The sequence below is a fragment of the Larkinella harenae genome (assembly GCF_054780515.1).
Genome location: NZ_BAAGWE010000001.1, coordinates 1308233 through 1334845, shown reverse-complemented (window position 1 = coordinate 1334845; position 26613 = coordinate 1308233). Strand labels below are relative to the sequence as shown.

13 protein-coding genes are annotated in these 26613 nt (G+C 53.3%); 7 read left to right on the top strand and 6 right to left on the bottom strand.

Annotation, left to right across the window (positions count from 1 at the left end; genetic code table 11):
* Nucleotides 1-71 precede the first annotated feature (71 nt).
* From ACYVH9_RS05400 to ACYVH9_RS05380, 5 genes are all read right to left on the bottom strand, one after another.
* Nucleotides 72-1154: an IPT/TIG domain-containing protein gene (locus ACYVH9_RS05400; protein WP_460635274.1), complete on the bottom strand. Its 1083-nt coding sequence runs from the start codon at nt 1152-1154 to the stop codon at nt 72-74.
* A gap of 86 nt (nt 1155-1240) precedes the next feature.
* On the bottom strand, nt 1241-2809 hold the full coding sequence (locus ACYVH9_RS05395) for a RagB/SusD family nutrient uptake outer membrane protein (RefSeq protein ID WP_460635273.1): 1569 nt from the start codon (nt 2807-2809) through the stop codon (nt 1241-1243).
* Between the two features lie 104 nt (nt 2810-2913).
* The gene (locus ACYVH9_RS05390) at nt 2914-6132 is read right to left on the bottom strand and encodes a SusC/RagA family TonB-linked outer membrane protein (RefSeq protein WP_460635272.1); all 3219 of its coding nucleotides are present in this window, start codon (nt 6130-6132) and stop codon (nt 2914-2916) included.
* Between the two features lie 194 nt (nt 6133-6326).
* Nucleotides 6327-8135, bottom strand: coding sequence for an ATP-binding protein (locus ACYVH9_RS05385; protein WP_460635271.1), 1809 nt, complete (start codon nt 8133-8135; stop codon nt 6327-6329).
* Nucleotides 8136-8227: 92 nt separating this feature from the next.
* The gene (locus ACYVH9_RS05380; RefSeq protein WP_460635270.1) at nt 8228-8872 is read right to left on the bottom strand and encodes a response regulator transcription factor; all 645 of its coding nucleotides are present in this window, start codon (nt 8870-8872) and stop codon (nt 8228-8230) included.
* Between the two features lie 359 nt (nt 8873-9231).
* Here ACYVH9_RS05380 and ACYVH9_RS05375 point away from each other — a divergent pair, with 359 nt between their 5' ends.
* The 7 genes from ACYVH9_RS05375 to ACYVH9_RS05345 all read left to right on the top strand — a co-directional run bounded on the left by ACYVH9_RS05375 (nt 9232) and on the right by ACYVH9_RS05345 (nt 24710).
* Nucleotides 9232-10395, top strand: coding sequence for an oxygenase MpaB family protein (locus ACYVH9_RS05375; protein WP_460635269.1), 1164 nt, complete (start codon nt 9232-9234; stop codon nt 10393-10395).
* Complete coding sequence (locus ACYVH9_RS05370; RefSeq protein WP_460635268.1) at nt 10392-11117, top strand: transmembrane-type terpene cyclase; 726 nt, start codon at nt 10392-10394, stop codon at nt 11115-11117. The genes ACYVH9_RS05375 and ACYVH9_RS05370 overlap by 4 nt, the downstream gene beginning before the upstream one ends.
* Nucleotides 11050-12960 (top strand): histidine kinase dimerization/phosphoacceptor domain -containing protein, encoded by a 1911-nt coding sequence (locus ACYVH9_RS05365; protein WP_460635267.1) that lies wholly within the window; start codon nt 11050-11052, stop codon nt 12958-12960. Before ACYVH9_RS05370 ends, ACYVH9_RS05365 begins: the two co-directional genes overlap by 68 nt.
* A gap of 17 nt (nt 12961-12977) precedes the next feature.
* Nucleotides 12978-13748 carry a response regulator gene (locus ACYVH9_RS05360; RefSeq protein ID WP_460635266.1) on the top strand — a complete coding sequence of 257 codons (771 nt, stop codon included), beginning with the start codon at nt 12978-12980 and terminating at the stop codon, nt 13746-13748.
* Between the two features lie 210 nt (nt 13749-13958).
* Nucleotides 13959-17381: a DUF7133 domain-containing protein gene (locus tag ACYVH9_RS05355; RefSeq protein WP_460635265.1), complete on the top strand. Its 3423-nt coding sequence runs from the start codon at nt 13959-13961 to the stop codon at nt 17379-17381.
* Between the two features lie 435 nt (nt 17382-17816).
* Nucleotides 17817-21668, top strand: a complete 3852-nt coding sequence (locus tag ACYVH9_RS05350) for a CotH kinase family protein (protein ID WP_460635264.1) — start codon at nt 17817-17819, stop codon at nt 21666-21668.
* A gap of 255 nt (nt 21669-21923) precedes the next feature.
* The gene (locus ACYVH9_RS05345; protein ID WP_460635263.1) at nt 21924-24710 is read left to right on the top strand and encodes a DUF1553 domain-containing protein; all 2787 of its coding nucleotides are present in this window, start codon (nt 21924-21926) and stop codon (nt 24708-24710) included.
* A gap of 40 nt (nt 24711-24750) precedes the next feature.
* Here ACYVH9_RS05345 and ACYVH9_RS05340 read toward each other — a convergent pair whose 3' ends face one another.
* Complete coding sequence (locus tag ACYVH9_RS05340) at nt 24751-26607, bottom strand: SGNH/GDSL hydrolase family protein (protein WP_460635262.1); 1857 nt, start codon at nt 26605-26607, stop codon at nt 24751-24753.
* Nucleotides 26608-26613 lie beyond the last annotated feature (6 nt).

Genomic DNA, 26613 nt, shown 5'->3' with positions numbered 1-26613 from the left:
AAGACTATCCAGACACCAAAAGAGGCAAGTGTTACCCTGCCTCCTTTGCTCTTTACACGTGTAAAAAGGAATTACTTGATCAGTACGATATCGTCGAAATAGAACGTCTCGTCTTGTTTATCAGGCCCCTGAATCCGGAAGCCAACCTGCGAGAGTTTCTTGCCCGCCGTCCAGAAATCGATGTCAGAAATCTTGAGCTTGAAGTAGTTCCAGACACCCGCTTTTACGTCGATTTTGTTTTTGTCGTCAAAGTTTCCAAAACCGGCTTTACTGGCGTCGGTGGTCAAATACAGCGTGTAATCTGCCGAAGCCCCTTTGATCCAGCCCGATACGTAGGTATAATCCGCCGAATACGAAATAGCCGAGGTCGACCAGTTGGCAAAAGCGATCAGGTGCCAGTTGCCTTTCTGGTAGGTTTTACCAACCGAAGCCGTTCCCGACTTGAATTCCTTCGTCGAAATTGCACCGGCATCGCCCCAGGAACCGTCGGCAAAGCCGGTTCCGTAAGCATCCGTGAAAATCTGGTAGGCTTTATCGACGTTCACCAACTCCTGGGTCGTCCGGAGCAGACCCGTCCCATTCGTGATATCGAGGGTTGCCCGGTTGACCGTCGTTGCGGGCATTTTCACCACCAGTTTCCGTTTCTCCTTGGACACCACCGTCACCACGTCCGACGTGCCGGTCAGCTTCACCGAAACCACATCGTCCAGGTTGTTACCGGTGATTGTAATTTCCGAATCTTTCTTGAAGTTGTAGTTCGAAACCTCCGAAACCGTCGGATAAGCCAGCACCCGGAACGGCACCGACACCGACCGGCCTTCGCTGTTGGTAAACGTGATGTTTTGTACCCCACCGACCACGTCGTCCGGCACCCGGAAAATCAGCGCCTGGTCGGTGTTCAGCGTGGGCTGAAACCCAGCGGGTACACTGTCTTTCGCGAAAACAATCGTACGCATATCGCCCAGGCCGGTTCCGGTGAGTGTAACTACGGTTCCTCCCGCTGCGGAGTCGGGTGCAATGGCGCTTGCCACCGGGTTGCCCGGCTTGTATTCCGGTCGCCCGTCGCTATCTTTTTCGCAGGAAGTCATCACCAATCCGGTCATCAAAACCGCCAGTGACAAGCCCGCTATTTGGTTGAATCTATTGAATTTCATTTTGTTGCTTCGTTTAAGAGGTAAGAAATGAGACAAGAGAGTAGAGACTTTCGACTCACTTTCTTCTCTTGTCTTATCTCTATTGTCTAGTTGTAATACGGCACCGGATCTTTGGCCAACTCAGGATCCTGCACAATTTCACCCGCCGGAATCGGCAGATACATCTTGTCTTCGGTGAAGTTGGTGATGTACGTAGGATTTCCGACCGAACCACGGTTCTGTTTCTCAATAATTGCCTTGGCTTTTGCAAATCCCTGACGTTGAATGTCGTACCAGTAGTCACCCTCGAAGGCAAACTCCACCCGGCGTTCGTGCAGAATCTGATCCAGCGTCAGCGAAGTTCGGGGAGCAAGTCCCGCCCGTGCCCGAACGGCATTCACCGCCTGAAGCGCCTTCGGGTCATTGGTTGAAGCAGCCCCAGCCAGGGTGGCTTCGGCGTAAATCAGCAGAATGTCGGCGTAGCGCAGCAACACCACGTTGTTGCCCGAGTTCTGGCCTAAAACCGCATCCCCCCCAAAACTCTTGCCGGGACCGGCGAAGTATTTGGTGATGTTGGAACGCGTCGGGCTCAGGCTACCACCATCTTCCGTTGGTTGCAGGGTATCGTATTTAAAGCCGTTGGCCATGAACGCGTTGTATTTCGGAGCGTTCACACGTTGCGGTTTCCATTCCGGTTTGGTCCAGCCATGTTCCATCACTGACCATTGCCGACGCCGATCGCCAAATTCATATTCTTTCAGCATATCCAGCGATGGCACGTACATTTCCCAGGCATCGGCTTCGGCGGTCCGCAGGGCGCTGGCTCCGCGATCCGGGTTTTTGATGTTACCGGTTCCCCAAGGGTCCTGCGCCAGCTGGTGCTGGATCGAAAAGAGCGATTCGGGGTTGTTGTTCATGCTCATTTTGGTGAACATGCCGTTGTAATCGGCCACGAGGCTGTATTTGCCGGAATTGATTACTTCTTCGGCCTTCGCTTTGGCGTTTGCATACTCTTTGTTGTAGAGATACAACTTTGCCATCATGCCCTTCGCCGAGTATTTCGTCAACCGGCCCGGCACATCCGACTCCGGCAATCCGGCTTCGGCCATTTGCAGTTCTTCGAGCGCAAACCGCATTACGTCTTTTTGCAGGTAACGCGGAATGTTGAAATTCCCGGACAGAGCCGTGGCTCCTGGATCGGTGATGATGGGCGCATGGCCCCAGGTGCGGGCGATGTAGAAATACAAGGTTCCGCGAATGAAATGGCACTCCGCAATCGCTGGGTCGAGGTAGGCTGCGCCACCGCCGGCGGCTTTCTTCTCCTCGAAGGTTTTGATCAGCACGTTGGCGTAACCAATGATTTTGTAAAACGCGCCCCAGGAAGCGCCAATCCGCTCGGAAGCCGACGAAACCGTAAAGTTCAGGTAATCCACATCGGTGTAGGTAAACATGTTACCGGACATCACATCCCCGATGGCATCCTGCGCCCGGCTTTCGTAATTCCGCCAGGGCAAACCGCTGTAGAGCGTACTGGTTGCGCCCCGAACCTCCTCGGCGTTGTTGTAATAGTTACCAGTTGTGGTGCCCGACAGGGAGGGGCGCTCGATGAAATCTTCTTTGCAGGAAGACAGCATCATCGCCGAAATTGCCAGGGCATATAGGGGTTTTAATTTCATGATTTTTTGAGATTTACGGTATTCGGTTTTCGGTATACGGTTTGTGACCACCTCTAGGAATTCGTGCGTCAGCCACTGTAAACGGAAAACCGTAGACCGATTACTTAAAATTGAACATTCGCGCCAATCGTAAACGTCCGTGGGTTTGGATAGTGACCCATATCAACGTTCATGAGCTTGATGCTGTTGTTGAAAGCACCGATCTCCGGATCGTAGCCTGAGTACTTCGTGAAGGTTTTCAGGTTCTGAATCGAGCCGTAAATCCGCAGGTTCGACATTTTCACCTTGTTCAGGATCGTTCTTGGTACCCGATAACCCAGCGTGATGTTCTGAATCCGCCAGTACGAAGCATCTTCCACGTAGCGATCCGACATGGCCGTGTTGTTTTTGTTGGTGGTCGTAAACCGGGGCAGCGAACCATTGGGATTGGTTTCCGTGTAGCGATCGGTAACGGTCCGCATCTGGTTTGACCAGGCGTTGTTCAGCCCTTCCAACTGCCAGCGCAGGAAGTTGTAAGCTTTCCCTCCCTGGCTTCCCTGCAAAAACAACGAGAAGTCAAAATCTTTGTAGTTCAGCGAGTTGGTCAAACCCCAGGTAAATTTCGGCAGCGGACTTCCAATGAACGTCAGGTCCTGCGCGTCAATTTTCCCGTCGCCGTTGATATCCTTGTAGCGAATATCACCCAGCCAGGTTTCGTTCTGGTTCACCTTGTAACCAAACTGCGGCAGGCTTTGGTCCAGTTCGGCCTGCGTACGGAACAAACCGTCGGTGACCAGTCCCCAGAAAGAACCTACCGGGTTGCCGGGCGTTGTATGCGTAATCAGGTAGTTATTGTAATATACTTTCCCATCCAGCGCCGAAGCTGCACTGGCCGCCCGGTCGTAGGTGTTCTTGAAGTGCGTGAATACCGCGTTGGTTTTCCAGGTGAAATCCCCTTTCTTGATGTTGGTCGTTGTGATGCCAATGTCCACACCGGTGTTGGTCATCTGACCGGCGTTGCCCAGCGGAGCTTTCAGGTCATCCCACTGGTCGCCCACCCCGATCAGGTTCGGACCAGTCAGGAAGATGATCATGTCGGAGGTAACTTTCTTGTACACGTCGATCGTGGCGTCGATGCGTCCGTTCAGGAAACCCAGGTCAACCCCGGCATTGGTGGTCCGGACCGATTCCCATTTCAGGTTCGGGTTCGGAATACCGTTGATCATGTTGGACGAGCCGAAGCCCACCGGTCCTGAGAAGAACTGAACTGCACCCACGTAAGCCGGGTTAGGTGCACCGCTGGGGAAGTTCTGGTTCCCTACCGTTCCGTAACCAGCCCGTACTTTCATATAACTCAGCACATTCGCAACGCTTCCTTTCATGAATTTCTCGTTCGAAACCGTCCAGCCCGCCGACACACCCGGGAAGTAGCCCCAGCGGTTGTTCGGACCAAAGTTTGACGAACCATCGGCGCGGAAACTGGCCGAAAGCGAATACCGATCATCATAGGTATAGTTGGCGCGGGCAAACCAGGATTCCATTGCCCAGTGGCCTTTGCCTCCGCTCAATCCCCAGGTTGTCTGGTCGGAGCTACCGGTGTTAAGGTCAAAAATGTTGGCCTGCAAATCGACCTTGGTGCCCGAAATCGACTGGTAATAGGAGTTTTGCGCCTGGTGCCCCAGCGTAGCCTGAATACCGTGCTTGCCCACATACTTGTTGTAATTCAGGTAGTTGGTCAGCGACCAGTAGTAGCTATCCGAGCGGGAATCGATCAGTTTGCTCCGGAAAGATGTACCACCCACATTACCAGCTCGCTGAAACGCGATATTGTTGTCCTGCCCCAGCGAATACGAAACTTCATTGCGCAACGACAGGTCTTTCATCAGTTGCAGCTCGGCATACACACTACCAAAAACGTTGTTCGAGGTTTTGGTATTACCCCGGTACTGGCTGTTACCCACCAGGTTGGCGTTGCTGTATTGTACTCCACCGACGGTTTGGCCGCCCCCCCAGGAACCGTCGAGGTTTTTCACCGGCACCAGCGGGCTGGTTACAGCCCCCCACCAGATCGTTCCTTCGGCGGCATCGGCCAGCGACACATCCTGGATGCTGCGTGACACGTTGGCGCTCAGCCCCACTTTGGCCCAGCTTTTCAGTTGTGTATCCAGGCTAAACCGGCTCGAGTACCGCTTGAAATTAGACCCCAGCAGAATCCCTTTGTTATCAAAGTAGTTCAGAGACAGGTAGTACGTTGTTTTGTCTTTTCCACCCGAAAAGCTCAATTGGTGGTTGTTGATGGCTCCGCGCTGAAACATAGCGTCCTGCCAGTCGGTTCCGCGGCCCAGTAAATCCGGATTTTTGAATTCGTCAGCGACAGGGTTACCAATGATCGGCAGTACTTCGTTCTGGTAGCGGGCAAAATCCCGCAAATCCATCAGGTCCAGCCGCCGGGCTACTTCCGAAACCCCGGTATACATTTCATAGTTGATCTTGCCTTCGCCCTGCTTCCCTTTTTTCGTTGTCACCAGAATGACCCCGTTGGCTGCCTGCGAACCGTAAATCGCCTGGGCTGAAGCATCTTTCAATACGTCGATGGACTCGATATCGTTCGGGTTCAGCATGGCCATCACGCTGTTTCCGGTTTGGCCGTCGCCCCCGCCCAGACCAGCATAACCGGTACTGTTCGACGTGTTACCATTGACAAACGGCACTCCGTCAATCACAAACAACGGGTCGTTGCTGTTGATGGAAGTTACCCCGCGCACTTTCACCGAAACCCCACCGCCCGGCTGGCCACCGTTGCTGGTTACTGTTACCCCGGCGGCTTTACCTTGAAGTAACTGGTCTACCCCAGCAGCCGGAATATCTTTCAATTCCGTTGCTTTAATGGTAGTGATCGACGAAGTTACATCCGAACGCTTCGCCGTACCGTACCCAATCACCACCACTTCATCCAGCGATTGATCGTTGGAAAGCAACGTAATGTTCAGGGTGGTCCGCGTACCGACTTCGACCTCCTGCGTTTTCATCCCGATGAACGAGATCACCAACACATTGGAACCAGCGGGCACGTTGATGGAAAACTTACCGTCGGCATCCGTAGTTGTACCTTGCGTAGTCCCTTTAACAGACACCGTCGCACCCGGAAGTGTATTGCCTTTGTCGTCGGAAACCACGCCTTTGACGAGCGCATTTACATCGGATTTTCCGACGTTCGCATTTTTCAGAGACGCCATCACGACCGGAGTTTTTGCCGGATCAGTGACGGTATTGGTTCGGACCTGGGCCTGGACCACCGTCCAGTAACTCAGGATCAAAACCCCCGAAAGCACATGTTTTATCATAGTTATTGAAAAAAAGGGACAAAAAATGGGCAACTCTCCAAAGGTCAGCACCTGAGAGCGTTCCGTAAAAATTAAGGTTTTCGTGAATTCAAAAGACCTTCAGCGCATTAGCTTCCCGGCGAAGGAGACAACGGTCAGGTCAACAGAAAAGTCAGTTCGGCATAGCCAGGTAAAAAAGTAAAGGTTTAAGATTATCAGACTACCAGCATCGATGGGTTACGAACTAATTTCTGCATAGGAAGCGAAATCATGACCGAGGTTCCCTTGCCCGGTTCACTCTGCCACATCACCTGCCCACCGAGGTACGAAATCCGGGATTTGATGTTGGCAATGCCGTTTCCTTTCAGGGAATCGGTTTCAAAATCACCACCTTTTCCGTCGTCATCCACACTAATCAGCACGGCTTCGTCATTGGTCATCATCTGCACCGTGATGGTTTGGGCGTCCGCGTGTTTCAGGGCGTTATTCAACAACTCCTGCACCACGCGGTAGATCATCACTGACGCTTCGTCACCCAGGTCCGGCACTTCTCCGTAGTGCTCCAGCGTCAGGGCCGTTTCATTCACCAGATTAAGTTTTTGCACCAAGTCTTCCAGCGCCGGAATCAACCCAAAAGTCGATAATGCATAAGGACGTAAATCACTGGATATCAACCGAGTTTCTGTACAGGCTTCATCCAAAAACTGGTTCAGCGGCTCCTTGACCGACAAAGGCAACTGTTCCTGGTGCGCTTCCACAAACAGCTTGATTCGGGATAATTGAATACCCAGTCCGTCGTGCAGATCCCGGGCAATCCGGCTGCGTTCGCTCTCCTGACCTTCAATCATGGCCTGCAACGATTTCAGTTCCAGGTCCCGAATCTGCTGTTGTGCAATAACCGTTTGTTGATGATTGATTAATTTCTGCTGCCGCCGTCCAAAAATGAGCGCAAAAACACCTAATACACTAATTATCAAACCACTTGCCAGCGTGATATTGATCATATGCTGATGCCGATTTTGCTCTTCAACCAGCTTTTTTTCTACCGCCAGCGTTTTGACCTGGCTATCCAGCTCCTGCAAACGGATGCTTTTCGTTTGTTCCGAGTAATAAAACTGATTTGTAAAATCCAGCGTCTTCAAGGCACTTTCGTACGCCTTTTTATAGTCTCCCTTGTGGGAATAGCTATCGGCGGTGTGCCGGGATACTTCCCTCAGCATTCCCATGTTTTTCTCAATCTCCGCCAACTGGTAACTTTTCTGGTAGGCGGCAATGGCTTCGTCGGGGTGGTCTTTGAACTGCTCCACCAATCCCAGGTAAAAGTAATTCAGCGCAATCAGCCAGTTTGCATTCAACGACGTTATACTCAGAGACGATGTATTCAACCGCTGCGCTATCAGCAGGCTCCGGCTGGCAAAATGCTGGGCCGAATCGGGCTGCTTGTTGCGTAAGTACGTGTTTGCCAGCAGGTTCATGGCATAAGCCTGCGAATATTTCTGCTTGTACTGCGCACTCATTCGTTCGGTTTCCCGCAATTCTGTAATCAGGTTTTTCGGAAATGGATCCTTCTTCTGTGCCAGATTGGCGAAGGCCAGCCGGCATTCGATTACCTTCGGCACATTTTTCTTACGCTGGAAATACTGAAGCGCTTTGCTCAGGTACTTTCTGGCGTACGGCTGCATGAACAGATCCTGCGAATAGTAATCGCCAATCTTGATGTGAATGCCGTAGTAGGCCAGTGAATCCCCCCGCAGGTGGGAATACTTCATACTGTTAAAATAAGCATCCAATGAATACTTGTTGTAACCGTACTGCTGATTGTATAACTCACCTAAATACTCATACGCTTTGGCGGCTTCTGCGTAATCCTGATCCTGGGTCAGCAGTCTGATCTGATTTTTTACGCTATCGACGGGCGACAATTCCGATGCGGCCTGTGCCCCTGCCCACAAAGCGGCCAATCCCAGCAGCAGTGCGCTCAGTGTTCCTTTTTGAAACCGCTTATTCCGTAAAAATGATTGCATCAGATTGGCCAGCAAGGCATTCGTTTCACTACCAAAATCTATAAAACCGCTAGCGATATAAAATTATTGTTTGCTAAACTTCGAAAGCCAGATTAATCAATACACTGCAACTCCATGGCCGTTTTGATAAGCAAAGCCGTATTGCCAACACCAAATTTCATCAGCAAGCTACTCCGGTGAAACTCAATAGCTTTCGCACTGACGAACAACTGCGCAGCCATCTGCTGCGTGGTCAATCCCTGCGCAATCAGCGACAATACTTCCGACTCGCGGGGCGTCAGGTTTGGCTTTATACCCGTTCCCTGCCCCGGCTTTTTGCGGGGTTCGTCGTGCAGCAGAATATTCGTGATGGTTTCGTTGAAGTACGGTTTTTCTTCGTGTACCGTCCGAATAGCCTGCAACAATTCCACTTTGGTGGTATTTTTCAGTAAATAGCCACGGGCTCCTTTTTTCACCACGCGTTTAATCAGGCTCGCGTCATCGTGCATCGTTAGCGCAATAACCCTGGTTCTGGGGTAAGCCCGTGTAATGTGTTCACACAAGGATAGGCCATCTTCAATTCCCGGAAAGGAAATGTCCAGCAAAACCACATCAATTGGCGTATGACTCAACTCCGCGACCACCGATGTTCCATCAAAACACCGGGCCGTTACTTCAATTTCCGATGAACCGGAAATCAGCGCTGCAATCCCCTCCACAAATACATTATGGTCATCCGCAATCAGTACTCGTATCATCAATTCTCTACTTTACCCGGGATTGCCGTTGGAAAACCGTTCTCTTCGGTGTAACAACGCGATTGTATTATAAATTTAACGATTTGGCTTTTTATCTAACTATTTCGACCAAATTGAATATTGCTTAGCAAAAATAGGATAAAGCGATTAGGCTTTGAAATAGGGGAAACCCCCATTTTTAGAAAATTAGGGTAAACCCTAGGTTTCTACTGTCTGGTTATCCCCCGTACTTTTTCTAAGGCAAAAGCTACAAAAACGATCCTTCATCCGATCCAGATCCAATAAAAGAATGGACTTTGTCTGACAAATATGAGCAATATTGCTCATATTTGTCAGACAAAACTTTCCTCTAATTACCCATGCCCCTTACCGTTGATGAACTGGAAGCGTTCCGTTTCCGTCAGGATCCATTAGCCGATGATGTGGTTGCCGATCTGATCCAGCGCCACGGTATACCGGCAGTGAACCAACTTCTACCCATACTCACGCGCAATTACGAACTCAAAAAGGAGCTTTTTCCGGGCGTCGTTGGCCAGCATATCTACCAGTACCTGAGCGAAACGGCCCACCCGCCCACCTGGGCAAATCCGGATGCCATCAAAACCGCACAGGACCTATTTGCCACGCACGGTATTCTCATTGCCATGCTGCTTCAGTTTCGTGCGCTCCCCATGACCTACGCCTGCGCTCATGGGGCCCGCGTCCTCTACGAAACGGGACTCATGACGGCCCGCCAGGGGCAGCCCAATCTGGTTCGGCGACTGATGGAAACCGCTCAGTTTGTTATTTTCGCCATGGAGCCGGGCGGCCTGGCACCCGGTGGCCGCGGCATCATCACCGCGCAGAAAGTTCGGCTGATTCATGCCTGCATCCGACATTACCTAAACGAGCAGGGCTGGGACCACGCTACCTACGGCGCGCCCATCAACCAGCAAGACATGGGCGGCACTCTGCTGGCCTTCAGCGCCCTCATCATTGAAGGACTGGAAATGAGCGGTTTTCAGCTCAGCCGCGAACAAAAAGATGCGTACATCCACTGCTGGAACGTCATTAGCCACTGGAATGGTCTGGACCCGGCGTTGCTGATGCCCGATTATCCGAGTGCTCTGAAACTGGGCTACACCATTTTAGGCCATCAACAGGCCAAATCGACCGCCGGCAAAGCACTTACCTCGGCCCTGATTCAGCAGGCGCAAAGCCAGGTGGGTGTTTTGTTCAAAGACACTATTCCGACGTTGATCCGGTATTATTGCACCGACCAAATTGGCGACTTGCTGGGCGTTCCGGCCGAACCACTAGCCAAAGAACACGAATTGGCTGACCTGATCAAATTACTCAGTTCCGGCGCTCAACACGTCGAAAAGAAGCACTCCTTCCTGCGCTGGATGCTCGGCCGAATGTCGGTTGACTTCCTGCAAATGCTCACGACCCTGTTCAATCAGCACAAGAACGTTCAGTTTTACCTTCCCGAATACTTAACCGAAGGGGCTTCGGAATTTGACACCCTATACCCAACGCGATGAAAACACCCTGTACTTTTTCGCCCACTGACTGGATTAACGTCTGCGATTATACGCCCTTGCAAATCAGCCTGGTTCTGGTTGGAACGGTGCTCTGGAACCTGGCCTATTTCTTCATCATTCGCAACGGCTTTCGGTACCGCTACATTGAGATGCCCTGCCTGGCCGGTTCCGCCAATTTTGCCTGGGAGTTCGCCTGGAGCTTCCTGATCGTCACCGACATGGGCAAACTGTTTTCCTGGGGGCTACGCGGCTGGTTTTTTCTGGACATTCTGATTTTCGTGCTGCTGCTCCGGTACGGTTACAAACAACTCTCCAGTCCCATCGTTCGTCCCTACCACGCCCTGATCGAGTGGGCGGTTTTTCTGTTCTGGATACCGGTTTTTTATTTTTTTTTCCGGGAAGGCTACGACACCAGCATGGGTGCCACGTCGGCCTACGTCATCACGGTCATTATGGAAGCGATGTTTATTTACCATTTTCTGCAACACCCGCCGGGTAGCGTTTTTCAGCCCGCCGTTGGCTGGTGCCGTTTCATTGGTAATGCCGCGATGAGTATGTTTGTTTTGCTGAAATACCCGAACCTGTATTTTCTGCAATTGCTGGCCCTGGCCGTTTTCGTGCTCGATCTGATTTACGTTATCCTTCAACACCGTCATGCCGCTTTCAACTCCAACCCGGAAGCTGTTGCTGAGCAGCCTGCTAATCCTACTCTGGCTCTTTGAGGGCCGGGCCGCGCAGCCTATCGTGGTCAGTGACATCAAGCGGGCGTATCAGGTAGACGCCCACAGTGAGTTTGTCCAGTCAACCGTCGAGGCCGATGGATTGAGCGAGATCTGGGCGTCTTTCCGGCCCTTCGATTACCGCCAAATCGAATTGAACGTTGATACCAGCAACGTCTACTGGTTTCGCTTCGCGGTTCGCAATCAAACCGACCAGGACCTCTACGCCGTTGTGCCCATCCTGGGTTTCGCCAGCGTCCAGTTGTACGAGTGGACCCAGGGGCAGGCCGTGCTGATCGGTAAGGGAGGCTCAAAATATTCGGTAGCGGAAAAATACCTGACAACCAACGATGACATCATGCGGCTGAACCTCTCGTCCGGCCAGCAGAAAAGCTATCTGATGCGGATCAGCCGGTTCAACCGGAGATCCTTTCCGGCCTTTATTTACCCCGAATACGCCCTGCTCCAGAGTACCCACAAACTAAATACGTTGTCTGGCATTCTGTTTGGGGTTATTCTGGCGGTTGTTCTTTATCAGCTCCTTATTTACTTCATTACCCGGGAGATGGATTATTTACGATTATCGGCGTATCTGCTGTTTCTGGGGGTTCAGCTCACCATTTATTCCGGCCACTTTTACGAAGCCTTTCCGTTTATACCGTTCTCCGTAAACGAACGCATTTTCTTTGGCTTACCCATCATTACAGCCCTGCTTTCCAATACGTTTGCGTATTATTTTCTGAAAATTCGCCAGCAGGGCGATCGGTTTATGCGGATCGGTTTCCGGGTCAGTTTCGCTTTTTTCCTGACCACGTTTCTGGCCGCTTGCCTGGGGTTGTCCGGCATCTCGGCCCTTTATCAGCAAGCGGCTCCGCTGTCGGCAGCTTTTCTGTTCATTACGGGTTTTCGGCTGTACGCCCGGGGGTTCAAACCGGCGCTACTTTTTCTGATTGCCTACTCAATGCCGGTGATTGCGATTCTGTTTCTGTCGCTGTACATCTACGGTTTTATCACTTACTCCTGGAGCATCCAGAACCTCCTTCTGATGAGCGCCGATGCCCACGCTATTCTGTTTTCGGTGGCCATCGCCCACAAGCTTATTGAGTATCGGAACCAGACGGAGCAGTTGATCAAAGATCAAAATAGCGAACTGGAGCAGAAAGTAGTGGCCCGCACGCACGAACTCGCGCAGGATAAAACCCGAATCGAGCAACAGGCACAGCAACTCCGGCTGGTGATGAAAGAACTTCACCACCGGGTTAAAAATAACCTTAGTATTGTCTCCAGTCTGCTGCACCTGCAATCCAGTCGCCTGACCGACGAGCAAGCCGTTAAAGCCTTTCAGGAGGGCCAACAACGGATCGAGGTCATGTCCCTGATTCACCAGCGATTGTACAAAACCGACCAGATTGCCACGATCGATATGGGCCCCTACATTCAGGAGTTAACGACGAGCCTGACCCAGGCCTACGGTTTTTCCGATGGGAAGCTCACCTTTCGGTTCCATAGCGACTTCGAACAGGTAAACCTGGACTTGGCCATCCCTATTGCTCTTATTCTGAACGAATTGCTCACAAACTCTTTCAAATATGCCTATCGGTTGACCCAGCATCCCTTACTGGAGATCCGCCTGCTCAATGAAGATGGATTGGTCCTGGAAGTGCAGGACAACGGCCCCGGCCTGGACCTGGCCCAGTGGAACCGGCGGAGCGGATCGTTCGGCAAACGGCTCATCGGCGGTCTGTGCGATCAGCTCGGCGGTACCTACTCCATGGAAAACCGTCAGGGAACGTACTTCAGGCTTCACATCCCGATCGAAGAAGCGAACGCCGTTTTAATAAACTAACAGTGCCTTTTTGAGCGATGGAAAAGAAAGTCAATATTCTGATTGTGGAAGACGAAGCCATTCTGGCGATGGCCTTGAGCGATCAACTGGAAGATGCGGGCTACTGCGTAACGGGGCCAGCCAACAACGGCCTGAAAGCCATCGATCTCTTTCAGAAAAATGAGGTGGATCTGCTGCTTTGCGATATTTCCATCAAAGGCGCTTTTGACGGAATCGAAACGGTCCGGCGAATCACTACCCAGAAAGCCGTACCGGTTATTTACCTCACGGCTTATTCCGACGACGAAACCATCCAACGGGCCAAGGCAACGTACCCGGCGGCTTTTATGACCAAACCGTATAACCTCAAGGACCTGCGGGTTGCCATTGACCTGGCCATTCATCATTTTGCCCGCTCCCGCTCCGAACCGCCCCAAGATTCCGACGACACCTCATCCGGTCCGCCAGACATTCATCAGAGCACCATTCTGCAAATCGATGGTCAGGTATTTCTGAAGGAGCGTTCCCATTACATCAAAGTCAACCTCCGCGACATTCTGTTTCTGGCCGCCGAAGACATTTACACGACGCTCATTACGTCTGGCAAAAAATACGCCCTGCAGATTCCGCTGTCAACGGTTCTGAAACGACTCAATTACAGCCGGTTTGTGCAGATTCATGGCTCCTATGCCGTTAATGTCGGGCAGGTCAACACCTTCAATGAACAAGCAGTAACGATTGATACCTACAACCTTCCGCTCAGCCAGCATTACCAGCGCCATTTCCTTCAATTCTTTCAGTCGGAGTAATGGTTTTCGACCATCAAACCGCCAACGAACGTTCCTGTTGCTCGATCCCGTTGGTGCAAAACCGATAATAGCCCGGCAATGGGTATAGTTGGCCGGATATATTCTTTATCTTCGTAGTGGTTTAAAACCGGGAAATCTCCAAACGGCTCTTCCCGACTTACTCACGTTAATTTTATAACTGGCCCAAACCACGCTTAATGCCATTAACCTATGATTTCGAGTAAACGCTTTCGAACACCGCTTCTTTTTTCGGGCGCCATCGCCCTGGCCGTTGTTTCCTGCATGAAAATGGGGCCCGCTGGCTCATCCCGTACGTCCCGCGATGCTCCGCTGGTCATTCAGGAGGATCCGGCGCAGGCCTTGACCCGGGCCAAAGAAATCCGGAGCAGTACGGCGGTCAAACTGGCCGACGGCCTGAAACTGGATTTGTGGGCGTCGGACTCGCTCGCGCCCGACCCGGTTGCCATGTCCATCGATGATCAGGGACGGGTGTATCTGACGAGGACCAACCGGCAGAAGAATTCCGAATTTGACATTCGCGGACACCGCAACTGGATGACGCCCTCCATTGCCCTGAAAACCGTTGAGGACCGGCGGGCATTCCTGCGCAGCACTTTCGCGCCGGAAAAAAGTAAGGAAAACGAATGGCTGAAAGACCTGAACGGCGATGGCAGCCACGATTGGCGCGATCTGACCGTTGAAAAAGACGAAGTGTGGCGGCTGGAAGACACGTCCGGCAACGGCGTGGCCAACAAAGCCACTCGCATTCTGAACGATTTTTTTGAAGAAGTGTCCGATGTGGCCGGAGGGCTACTGATTCGGGCGGAAGATGCGTTCGTTGCCATTGCCCCGGATTTGTGGCGGTTGAAAGACACCAACGGCGACGGTGTGCTGGATCAGAAAACCTCCATCAGCCACGGTTATGGCGTTCACATTGGTTTTGGCGGCCACGGCATGTCGAACCCGATCGAGGGACCGGATGGCAAGATTTACTGGAACATCGGCGACATCGGCGCTAATATTACCACCAAAGAAGGCGTCAACCACAACCGGTCCAACGAAGGCATCATCGCCCGGTCGAACCCCGACGGTTCGGACTTTGAAATCTTTGCGGGAGGGTTGCGGAACACCCACGAATTTGTATTCGACGAATACGGCAACCTGATCAGCTCCGACAACGACGGCGACCACCCCGGCGAAAGCGAACGACTGGTGCACGTTGTAGAAGGATCGGACGCGGGCTGGCGAGCCAACTGGCAGTACGGCAAATATACCGATCCGAAAAATAACAGCTACAAAGTCTGGATGGACGAAAAACTGTACGTTCCGCGCTGGGAAGGCCAAGCCGCGTACATCATCCCGCCCATCCAGAACTTTCACAATGGTCCGACCGGGATGGTGTACAACCCCGGCACGGCCCTGGGCAAAGAATGGCGCAACAAGTTTTTCCTGGTTGAATTTGTGGGCAATCCGGCCCGCTCGCCCATCTGGTCGTTTGGCCTGAAACCCAAAGGAGCGTCCTTCGTGCTCGATGGTGAGAAAAACATTCTAAACGGTATTCTGCCCACGGGCATCCGTTTCGGACCTGACGGAGCGCTGTATATTGCGGACTGGATCAACGGCTGGGACACAAAAAATTACGGCCGCGTCTGGAAACTGGACGTTACGAACGACAAGAACGATTTAAAGGATCTCCGCGCCGAAACCAAGCGGTTGATGGCCCTGAACTACGGTTCGCAAACGGAAGATCAGCTATTGACGCTGCTATCGAACCCGGATATGCGCATCCGGCAGAAAGCACAGTTTGAGCTGGCCAAACGCGGAGCCAAAGGGGCTGCGGTTTTGCAGAAAGCCGTAGCGCAGACCCAGAACCAACTGGCTCGTATTCATGGCATTTGGGGCCTTGGCCAATTGGAACGGCAGGATAAAGCGTATACCGTGTCGTTACTGCCGCTGCTGAAAGACGCTGATCTGGAAATTGTGGCCCAGACCGCCAAAGTGCTCGGCGACGCAGCGGCTCCGGAAGCCGGACCGCAGCTACTTCCGCTGCTGACCAGCAAAAATCCGCGGGTCCAGTTTTTCAGTGCGCAAGCCCTCGGCCGGATCAAATACCAGCCCGCCATTGAACCGTTGCTGAACCTGATCAAAGCCAACAACGATGAAGATCTGTACCTGCGTCATGCCGCCGTGCTCGCCCTGTCGCGCATCGGTCAGGTGGACCCCATGGTGGCGCTGGCCACGAATCCGAACAAATCGTTGCGGCTGGCCGCCGTGCTGGTGTTGCGCCGACTCAGTAGCGAGAAAATCAGTGTATTTTTGCAGGACAAAGACGAATACATCGTTACAGAGGCCGCCCGAGCCATCAACGATGATTTGTCCATCGAAAAAGCGCTCCCCGCGCTGGCTGCTACGCTGAAAGAAACCCGCTTTACATCCGAACCGTTGCTGCGCCGGGCTATCAACGCCAGCCTGCGGGTAGGTGGCGACGAGCAATTGAACACACTGGTGGCCTTTGCGCAACGTAAAAATGTGGCGAAAGAGCTGCGCGCCGAAGCACTGGCGACCATCGGTACCTGGGCAAATCCGTCGGTGCTTGACCGCGTCGATGGCCGGTACCGGGGACCGGTTCAACGGAATCCGTCCGTTGTAAAAGCCAAAATACAACCCCAAATCGATGCGCTCTTGCAGGATTCTGAACCCGTAATTCTGGTAGCCACGGCGCAGATGATGGGCAATCTTGGCCTCACCGACCAGGCCGGAAGTCTGGCGAAACTCATGGCAGAAAGTGCGTCGGCGGACGTTCGGTCGGCCAGTCTTCTGGCGTTGCAGCAACTAAAGTATAAGGACATTGAATCGGTCATCAAAAAAGGGATGAATGATTCGGATGCCGATGTCCGGGCAACGGCACTGGGGCTGGTTAGCGGCCTGAATTTGTCACCGGAAGCATTGGCGGAGGTATCCAGAGCCATCTTCGAGAAAGGGTCCGTGAAAGAACAGCAGCAGTTGTTACGCGTGCTGGGCGGGATGCCGGTGGCAAAAACGGAACCGATTCTATCAGGTCTGATTGATAAAATGGCGAGCAAGCAACTGTCTCCCAGTTTGGCACTTGAATTAAGCGAAGCCATTGATGCTACGAAATCGGCGGCCCTGATCGCAAAGATGGCGCCCCTCCGCCCATCCGGAAGCGGTCTTGCTGATTACCAGGATGCGCTCTTTGGCGGCAATGCCCAGATGGGACGCCGGATTTTTAATACCAATTCCACGGCCCAATGCGTACGTTGTCACGCCATTGGCGGACAGGGCGGAGCCGTTGGACCGTCGCTAACCAACATCGGTAGCGTACTGACTCGTGAGCAACTTTTACAGGCCCTCATCGAGCCCAGCGCCCGGCTGGCGCCCGGTTTCGGGATGGTATCGCTGACGCTGAAAGACGGGCAAACCGTGAGCGGAATTCTGGCCGATGAAACCAAAACCGAACTAATTCTGAAAACGACCGAGGCTGAACCCCTGAAAGTTCCGGTGGCCCGCATCGACAAACGGGAAAACCTGCCATCGAGTATGCCACCGATGGGGTACATCCTCTCGAAACGGGAAATCCGGGATGTAGTTGAGTTTCTGACCACCCTGAAGTAAGCAACGCTGCTAGCTAGTACCCAGCTACTGGCGTGGTTGCCATCCGTAGAGGCAGTATGTTAAGGAAGCAAAGGAGCGGCTAAGAGCCGCTCCTTTGCTTTTTACGGTTTCTTACCCAGGCATTGACTAACTTTTCATTAAATCTAGACTTCGGTCATCGACGTGCATAACAGCGCCGTAGGCCAGATTAGTCCCCCCTCACCCGAGCTTTTGTGGCTCAAGGCAATCGGCTCCCTCAAAGCCTTCACGGATACCGGCATCAGGATTGCACTAAACTCAGCTTATCAATAACTTAATCTCTTTGCCTGAGTAGCCCAACAGCAGATCTTTTGTTGTCCGCTGCTGTTGTTGCGAAGCAATCACCCGCGGTTGCTTCTGCACGGAAATCGTTCAGGATAGCGAAATTCTATACTCCACGTCGAAAAACTTAATGCCATGAATCACCATTACTTCGCGGCCCTGCGCATGCGTATTGCATTGTCGGCGCTTCTGCTTCTATTCTTTCTTCGCCTTGTAACCGCCCAGGCCCAATCTGTTACCGCAGCAGCCGGGCGCTACCAAATTGACAATCAGCTAAAATTGATTCTTTGTAATCAGCTACCCGCCTTTCCGACCGGACAGGCATTCCCGAGCATTCAATTTGACAAAGCTTATACATTTACGGAATCTGTTCAGGCGTTTGAGATCGGAAAACCGTATAAGGTGACGAACAACAACGTTGTGTACACGCTGTATTTTACCCGCTTGCCACTCATTGAAATCAATACACAGGGCAACCAGGAAATCAGCAATAACGATAACCGGACCAAGGGAACGTTCACGTTGGCCAACGCCAACGACCCCCTTTTTTCCTCCAACATGGGCATTCGGATTCGGGGCAATATTTCGCGTCGGTTTCCCAAAAAGTCCTATAACATGGAGCTCTGGCAGAATCCGGACGGCAACGAAAAACTGGAAACGTCTCTGCTTGGCATGCGGAAAGACAGCAAATGGTTTTTGCTGGCCATGTACAACGAGCCCTTGCGGCTGAATAATGCTACGGCTCATGCTTTGTGGCTGGATATGCACAAGGTCTACTATATCGCTCAGGAACCCGATGCCAACTCCGCCATCCGAACAAAATACTGCGACGTTTTTGTCAACGGCTCCTATACCGGCGTCTATATGTTTACAGAGCCGATGGACCGGAAACAGCTCAAACTCAAGAAAACCGGTGATGGAGGTGAAATTCGGGGCGAACTGTACAAGGCCGACGGTTTTAGCGAAGCCAACACCTTTACGGGTCTTCCGGCCCCACCGGCCAACCCGGCGGCTGAAGTCTGGGGCGGTTTTGAAATGGATTACCCGGACCCTTACTGGAACAACCTTTACAACCTCGTCAAGTTTGTCGTAACGTCGCCCGCCGATGATTTCAAAGCCTCGGTTTCCAGCAAACTGAAAATGGACAACCTGATTGATTACTTTATTTTTCTGAACGCAGTCGAAGCGTCCGACAATTTCGGAAATAACCAGTTTGTAGCCCGGTACAAAGAAAATGAACCGTACTTCCTGCTTCCCTGGGACCTCGACGGAACGCTCGGCTACCTGACCACCTCCGAACGCAACCTGGGCGACGTTCGCAGCATCAGTAAAAATGGGCTGTTCGATCGGCTGCTGGCCCTGGATCCAGACGGTTTCAAGAGCAAAATGCGAAACCGTTGGTTTGCGCTACGACGCAGTGATTTTGCGCTGCAAACATTAAAAAACCGAATTGAGGCCAACTACAATCTTCTAAACAATGAAGGAGCCTATGCCCGCGAAACGATGAAATGGCCCGGAACCATAAAAACCGATGACCTGCCGTACCTGCTGTCGCGGCTTGAAGCCCGGCTGGTTTTCCTGGATGAATATTTTGCCCTGTTCCCGACTTCGAATTCCGGGATTGAGCTCACCTACTTCCAGGGAGAAGCGGTGCCCGAAGGCAAAAACCTCAGCTGGTCGACCCGCTACGAAAACAACGCCAAGGAGTTTGTCCTCGAATTCAGCACCGATGGAGCTACCTTCAATCCGGTGACCACGATACCCACCACGGGCAACAGCCAGACGGGGCAAACGTATTTTTTCGCCCACAACGACGCGTCCGCCCTCGCCTTCTACCGCCTGAAAAAAGTCACCAGCGACAATCAGTTTACGTACAGCCCTTTTATTCAGGTTGGCACCAACAGTTGCTCGGGTGCACCTGCCGCCCCATTCATTTCAGCCAATCCAACCGAGATTACGGACGGTCAGACCGTTGTGTTAACGGCCAGCGGATGTAGCGAAACCGTTGTCTGGAGTACGGGCCAAACCGGCATTTCGGTGCAAGTCAAACCCGAAGTAAACACACTCTACACAGCAAAATGCCGCCGGGTTGCGGGTTGTGAAAGTCCGGCTTCGAACCCCGTTACCATTACGGTCCACCCTCAGGGGTCGTTACCCGGTAATTTTGACGGTTATATGGGCGGCATCGATTGTCGTTCTCTGCGCGGCTGGGCCTGGAATGGCAATAAGCCCAACACGCCTATCTATGTCGAAATTCTGGACGATCAACGGGTTGTTGCCACCATCATCGCCGATGACTTCCGCCAGGACTTGCTAAATGCGGGCAAAGGCAATGGCATGCATGGCTTTACATTTTCGATTCCGGAGACGCTGAAAGACAACCGAACCCACACCCTGAGCGGCCGGGTGCTTGGCGCCACGTTTATTCTGAAAGATTCGCCCAAAAAGCTGACCTGCCAGGGTGCCCAATCCCCCGCCAATCAACCGCCGGTAGCGCCTTCGGTGCCCCTCCTGTCGGCCCGGGTCAACGTCCCTTTTACGGCCACCTTACCAGCGTTCAACGATCCGGATTCACCCACGCTAACTTACACGCTGACGGGGTTGCCTGGTGAACTGAGCTTTGCGGCCAACACCCGCACCATCAGCGGAACGCCTACCGCCAAAGCCAACCTGACGCTGACCTACACCGCCAGCGACGGCTCCCTCTCCACTTCCGTTACTGTTCTGCTCAGTATTTCGGATCAATCTACCCCGCCCCCAGTCGTGACGGGCAACTTCGAAGGCTATCTGGACAAGGTCGAATGTGGTTCCATCCGGGGCTGGGTCTGGGACACCGACAAGCCTAACGAACCGTTTACCGTGGAGTTTTTCGCCAATGGCACCTCCATCGGAACCGCCCGGGCCGACATTTTTCGGTCTGATCTGCTGAGCGCCGGGAAAGGCAATGGCTATCACGTTTACAACTTCCCCACCCCGGCCAGCGTCAAAACAGGGCAAACCGTTCAGATCAGCGCCAAAGTTCAGAACAGCAACTATACCCTCAACTGGGCACCCAAACCGCTGAATTGCCCCGCCACGGGTCCGGAAAACCCGCCAACGAACCAACCTCCGGTGGCCCCTTCAGTACTCCCCCTGTCGGCCACGGTAAACTCAGCGTTCAGTGCCACCCTGCCGGCCTTTACCGACCCGAATAATGATCCGCTCACCTATACACTGACGGGGTTGCCCAGTGGCCTGAGCTTTGCGGCCAACACCCGTACCATCAGCGGAACCACCACCACCAAAGACAACCTGACGCTGACCTACTCCGCTACCGATGGAACGCTCTCCACTTCCGTTACTGTTCTGCTCAGTATTTCGGATCAATCTACCCCGCCCCCAGTCGTGACGGGCAACTTTGAGGGCTATCTGGACAAAGTCGAATGTGGTTCCATCCGGGGCTGGGTTTGGGACCGCGACAAACCCAATGAACCGTTTACTGTCGAGTTTTTCGCCAACGGCACCTCCATCGGAACCGCCCGCGCCGATATTTTCCGGCCCGATCTGCTGAGCGCCGGGAAAGGCAACGGCTATCACGTTTACAACTTCCCCACCCCGGCCAGCGTCAAAACGGGGCAAACCGTTCAGATCAGCGCCAAAGTCCAGAACAGCAACTATACCCTCAACTGGGCACCCAAACCGCTGAATTGTGCGCCCAACGCCCGGCTGAACGTTAGCACCGACCAGAATGCTGCATCCGGTCTGGTGCTGGTGAACCCCAATCCAAGCAATGGAGAATTTGAAGTTCGTTTTTATTCCACCACCGCAGCACCCGGCGAATTGTCAGTAGTTGACGAGCTAGGACGGCCGTGGTACAAAAAGACGATGGAAGGCTTCGTTGGACAACACCGGCATCACATACGCCTGTCGGGGGCGAGCGGGACCTATGTGGTGGTGGTACGACAGGGGCAGGCGGTTCGTAGTGCGAAGATTCTGATTATCCGCTAAGCTGCGGGAGTTTTAGTATTATTAACGGAAACCGCCCTGGCAAAGCTAAAAATTAGCTTTGCCAGGGCGGTTTCCGTTTGATGGGATAATATTGCTGAAACCGTAAAAGGTTCACAACTAATCTTATTTACAGCTTATTTTGACCTATATGTACCGCATAAAACGTTCAAAAGTCCCAGAAGTAAATCTAATTTCGTAAATTAGTCCAACCATTCCGCTGTAGGAAGTGCTCTGCAGCAACCCCTAAACCCAGTTATGAAGCCGTTATTTCGTCTAAGCATTGCGCTCGCAATTCTGCTTACTCTTACGTCGTTGATCTGGATAACCGTGCGGGAGGATCGCGTCGACTTCAATACGCAAATCAAACCACTCCTGAATAAACAATGCATTGCCTGCCACGGTGGTGTCAAAAAAGCGTCGAATTATAGCCTGCTTTTCGAACACGAAGCCCTGGCCCCGGCCAAATCCGGCAAACACGCCATTGTGCCGGGCAACGCCGATGCCAGTGAACTGATTCGCCGACTTACGCTCACGGATCCTGAAGAGCGGATGCCGCTGGACGCGCCCCCCCTCAGAGACGAAGAAATCGAATTGCTCCGCAAATGGATCGATCAGGGTGCCGAATGGGGAAAACACTGGGCCTACCAACCGGTTGAAAAACCGGAAATCCCTTCGATTGGTACTTTCTGGTCGCGGCTGGGCATGGCTGAAAGTGATGAATCGAACTGGGCAAAAAATGAAATAGATCACTTCGTTCTGGCCAACCCCCGACCGGAACCATTAAAACCATCGCCCGAAGCCGACCGGGTAACGCTCATCCGGCGTGTCTCGTTCGATTTGACAGGTCTGCCCCCCACGGAGCAGGCAGTAACGGCTTTTCTGAATGATAAAGCCCCAAACGCCTACGAAAAGATGGTGGACCGAATGCTGGCCTCGCCCGCGTACGGCGAACGCTGGGCGGGCATGTGGCTCGATCTGGCCCGCTACGCCGATACCAAAGGGTACGAGGCTGATCTGGCCCGCCCCATGTGGCGATACCGCGACTGGCTGATAAAAGCCTTCAACGAAGACAAACCATTCGATCAGTTTACGGTCGAACAACTGGCGGGTGATCTGGTAGTCGACCCGAACGGCAAGCGCGACGATAGCGAGTCATTACGCGATAACGCCCTGATTGCGACGGCCTTTCATCGCAACACGATGACCAACGATGAAGGTGGTACGCAGGATGAGGAGTTCCGGGTGTCGGCGGTGATCGACCGGGTAAACACCACCTGGGATGTCTGGCAAGGCACCACCTTTGGCTGCGTGCAATGTCACAGCCACCCGTACGATCCGTTCGTCCACGAAGATTATTACAAATACATGGCGTTCTTCAATAACTCCCGCGACGAGGATGTACCGAGCGACACGCCCACCTTACGGTTTTACAAGGACGCCGACTCCGTTAAACTCCGGGACTTACAAAAGTGGATTTCGGAACAGCCGATTGATCCCCAGCAGATGGTCAATTTCCTGCGTTTTGCCCGCTTGACCGAACCGAAGATCAATTCCCACAGTTTCGATCAGTACGTCAACGCGTCGCTGATGGGTGCCATGTACACCGCCATTCAGCACGACGGTTCGGCCCGCGTTAAAAACCAGGATTTGAACGACAAAAACCGCCTGATCATTGCCTGGGGAACCCGGTCCGAAAAAGCGGTCATCACCGTGCACCAGGATAGTGTAAACGGCCCGGCCCTACTCCGGCAGGCTGTTCCCAAAACCGGCAGTCCGTGGCGCGATACTACCTTTGTGTTAGCCCTTCCGAAGGTTTCGGGTCGTCATGATCTTTACCTGAAACTGAACAACCCGAAAGACCCCAAAGAATGGGTAATGATCAAGTGGGTGGCTCTTCAGGCCGCTTTGCCGGGCCAACCCGCAACGGCCTTGGGCGAAATGGATCACAAACTAGCCGAACTCCTGAATGCCAAACCCGATTTGCTGCCCGTTATGCAGGAAGGGACCGGTGATCTGTTCCGGGAAACCCACGTTTTTGAGCGCGGCAACTGGTTGGTGAAAGGGAAAAAAGTAACGCCAGATGTGCCCAAATCGCTGCCGCCGATGCCCGCCCATTTGCCTAAAAACCGGTTGGGGCTTGCCCTGTGGATGACAAGTCGGGAGCATCCACTAACGGCGCGGGTTGCCGTAAACCGGTTTTGGGAGCAGTTGTTTGGTACCGGAATTGTCGAAACCGTCGAAGATGTGGGCACGCAGGGCTTTCCGCCGACACACCGCGAACTGCTCGACTGGCTGGCGGCCGAATTCATGGAAACGGACCACTGGAGTGTTAAAAAACTGCTCCGGCGCATCGTTCTGTCGGCCACCTACCGGCAACATTCCAAAGCGTCGCCGGAAGCACTGGCCCACGACCCCAACAATGCTTTTCTGATGCGGGGGCCGCGCGTCCGGCTGAATGCCGAACAGGTACGCGATCAGGTACTGGCGGCCAGCGGGTTACTGAGTAAGAAACAGTATGGTCCCAGTGTGATGCCCGCGCAACCCGACGGCATCTGGCAATCGCCCTACAGCGGAGAAAGCTGGAAATTGAGCCAGGGTGAAGATCGCTACCGCCGGGCGTTGTATACGTATTGGAAACGCACGGCCCCGTATCCGTCGATGATCACGTTCGATAGTCCCAGTCGCGAATTTTGTCAGCTCCGGCGTTTGCGCACCAATACACCCCTGCAGGCACTGGTGACGCTCAACGACCCCGTCTACGTCGAAGCCGCCCAAAATCTGGCCGACTGGATGCGGTATCAGAGCGACAAACCCGAGCAACAAATTCAGGCCGGATTCCGGCGCATCATGCTCCGGCCGTTGCCCACGGCCAAGCTAGCCGTGCTGACCCGGCTGTACCGAAAAACCCGGGAACAATACCGCCGGCAACCGGACGAGGCCCGCAAACTCCTGGCCTGTACCGAGGCTACCCCCGAATTAGCCGCACTGGCCGTTACCGCCAACGCCATGCTGAACCTGGACGAGGTGGTGACGAAGGAATAAGAATAGATCATAGCCGTAAGACATGAGAATAAAGATGAAGCTACACCCGTCTTTTCTCTCTCGTCTTACTGCTATTATTTTTCTTCCGTTTGGGAGCGGGAGCCGCCACTTCCGGGGCTTTTTTCAGGTACGGCACCAATTTCTCCGCAAACCGCCGGTAACCTTCCGCATTGGGATGCAAGCCATCGCCAAAGAGGGCTTCGTCAATTTTTCCGTCGGGTTTCAGAAAAACCGTTCCGGGCTGCGCAAAGTGCACATTGACTTCACCAGCCAGCCGCGCCAGTTCCTCGTTGAGTCCGACCAGTCGCTGCTCTTCGTCCCGGCGAGGCAAAATACCGACCATGAGAATATCGGCGCCCGGCTGACGCACCTGAATCGCGCCAATCAACTGCTTCAACCCGGCTATAATCTCGGCGTTCGAATTCAGGTGTATGTTATTGGTTCCAATCATCAGTACCACCTGCTCCGCCTTATAACCGTCGAGTTCGCCGTGGTATACCCGCCAGAGTACGTTCTCGACGCGGTCCCAACCATAACCCAGGTTTTGCACACCCAGCGGTTCCAGTACGGTTTTCCAGGAGTCGGCGCCCTGCGCGAGCGGAGCTTTGGGCTCTCCGCCCCAGTAATGCGTAATCGAGTTGCCGATATAGACGATCCGGGGTGGTTTGGCTTTCAGCCGGGCCCTAATTTCACGGTGACGGGTTTCCCAATCGTACAGCCGGGAATCACGAGACTGCGTCCGGGGCTGGGTGGTCGAAACCGTACCGGAAGGTTCGTGCAGAACACGGCGCAGGGTCCGTTCGTACGCGTCGGCATATTGCTGCATGCCCAGATCCGACGGATGGGTACCATCAACCATCGCATCCGCCGACAGATTGATCTCAGATTTTGGCAGCAGGTGCAGGTTATCAATGCCTTCGCTTTTCAATTGTGTAAAGATCTGACGCGTCAGCGCATTCAGCTCTTCATAAGCCCGTTGCCGGGCCGGATTGCTTTCACCGTCCGTATAGCCCGCGTGTTCGACCAGCAGAATGGGCGTCGCCGGTCGTTTTTGCCGCAACGTCCGGACCGATTCCCGAATGCGTTTTTTCACCTCTTCCGCTGTCCGCTCGGGGGTGGTTATCAGGTTGGGTAAACAATCCAGCACGTAGATTTTGGCATCGATTTGTGGCAACAGTTCGACAATTTCCTTTTCCAACTGCCCGTTGCCGGAGAACGCCAGGTTGATGAGCGGCCGATCCATTTTCCGTCCCAGAATGGCCGTCCAGGCCATGCCAGCCCGCGACGCGCAGGCTCCTTGTGCAATGGAAGTGCCGTACACGACAATCGGCTTGTCGTCCCGCACGGGCAACGGGGTTAGGGTTACTCCCTTCGGAACCCCAATTTCAAGCCATTTTACGGCATTATACAGCGGCAGATACAACCGGTATTCGCGCCCCTGCGAATGCTGTGAGTCGCTGACGCCCAGATTGGCAAACTGGTATTGAATGGTGTCTCCAAAAGCGTATTTTCCGTTGCACCATAACCAATCACCGTGGCTGGTTCCGGCGTATAAATCAACGCCACTGACACCCGTTGCGGGCATATGCGGCAGGGCATGTTTCCCACTGACGGCATACCGCACAACAATTTTACTGGCCGGGGACCGGAACCGAATCATCAGCCCGGCAGCATTGCGCGACAGGTTCCAGACAATCGGCCGAACGCTCTTTTCGGCCTCCGCCGGTAAACGGTCGTACGGATGTTGAAGAGTTTTCCCCGTCCAGGCCTGCCCTTCAATCACCCGCGATTCGGCATTGGCAGGGTTCCACCAAATCATTTCGTCGGCTGTTTGGGCAAAAACCGCAGGAGTATTCAGGATGAAAAACAGGCTGGTGAGCAGAAACAGCTTTTTCATGAAATC

What these genes read in the sequence shown, in the direction of transcription:
- ACYVH9_RS05355 (WP_460635265.1), top strand. Translation starts at nt 13,959, where the DNA reads ATGATTTCGAGTAAACGCTTTCGAACACCGCTTCTTTTTTCGGGCGCC.
- ACYVH9_RS05390 (WP_460635272.1), bottom strand. Translation starts at nt 6,132, where the DNA reads ATGATAAAACATGTGCTTTCGGGGGTTTTGATCCTGAGTTACTGGACG.
- ACYVH9_RS05400 (WP_460635274.1), bottom strand. Translation starts at nt 1,154, where the DNA reads ATGAAATTCAATAGATTCAACCAAATAGCGGGCTTGTCACTGGCGGTT.
- ACYVH9_RS05395 (WP_460635273.1), bottom strand. Translation starts at nt 2,809, where the DNA reads ATGAAATTAAAACCCCTATATGCCCTGGCAATTTCGGCGATGATGCTG.
- ACYVH9_RS05380 (WP_460635270.1), bottom strand. Translation starts at nt 8,872, where the DNA reads ATGATACGAGTACTGATTGCGGATGACCATAATGTATTTGTGGAGGGG.
- ACYVH9_RS05350 (WP_460635264.1), top strand. Translation starts at nt 17,817, where the DNA reads ATGAATCACCATTACTTCGCGGCCCTGCGCATGCGTATTGCATTGTCG.
- ACYVH9_RS05375 (WP_460635269.1), top strand. Translation starts at nt 9,232, where the DNA reads ATGCCCCTTACCGTTGATGAACTGGAAGCGTTCCGTTTCCGTCAGGAT.
- ACYVH9_RS05345 (WP_460635263.1), top strand. Translation starts at nt 21,924, where the DNA reads ATGAAGCCGTTATTTCGTCTAAGCATTGCGCTCGCAATTCTGCTTACT.
- ACYVH9_RS05340 (WP_460635262.1), bottom strand. Translation starts at nt 26,607, where the DNA reads ATGAAAAAGCTGTTTCTGCTCACCAGCCTGTTTTTCATCCTGAATACT.
- ACYVH9_RS05360 (WP_460635266.1), top strand. Translation starts at nt 12,978, where the DNA reads ATGGAAAAGAAAGTCAATATTCTGATTGTGGAAGACGAAGCCATTCTG.
- ACYVH9_RS05365 (WP_460635267.1), top strand. Translation starts at nt 11,050, where the DNA reads ATGCCGCTTTCAACTCCAACCCGGAAGCTGTTGCTGAGCAGCCTGCTA.
- ACYVH9_RS05370 (WP_460635268.1), top strand. Translation starts at nt 10,392, where the DNA reads ATGAAAACACCCTGTACTTTTTCGCCCACTGACTGGATTAACGTCTGC.
- ACYVH9_RS05385 (WP_460635271.1), bottom strand. Translation starts at nt 8,135, where the DNA reads ATGCAATCATTTTTACGGAATAAGCGGTTTCAAAAAGGAACACTGAGC.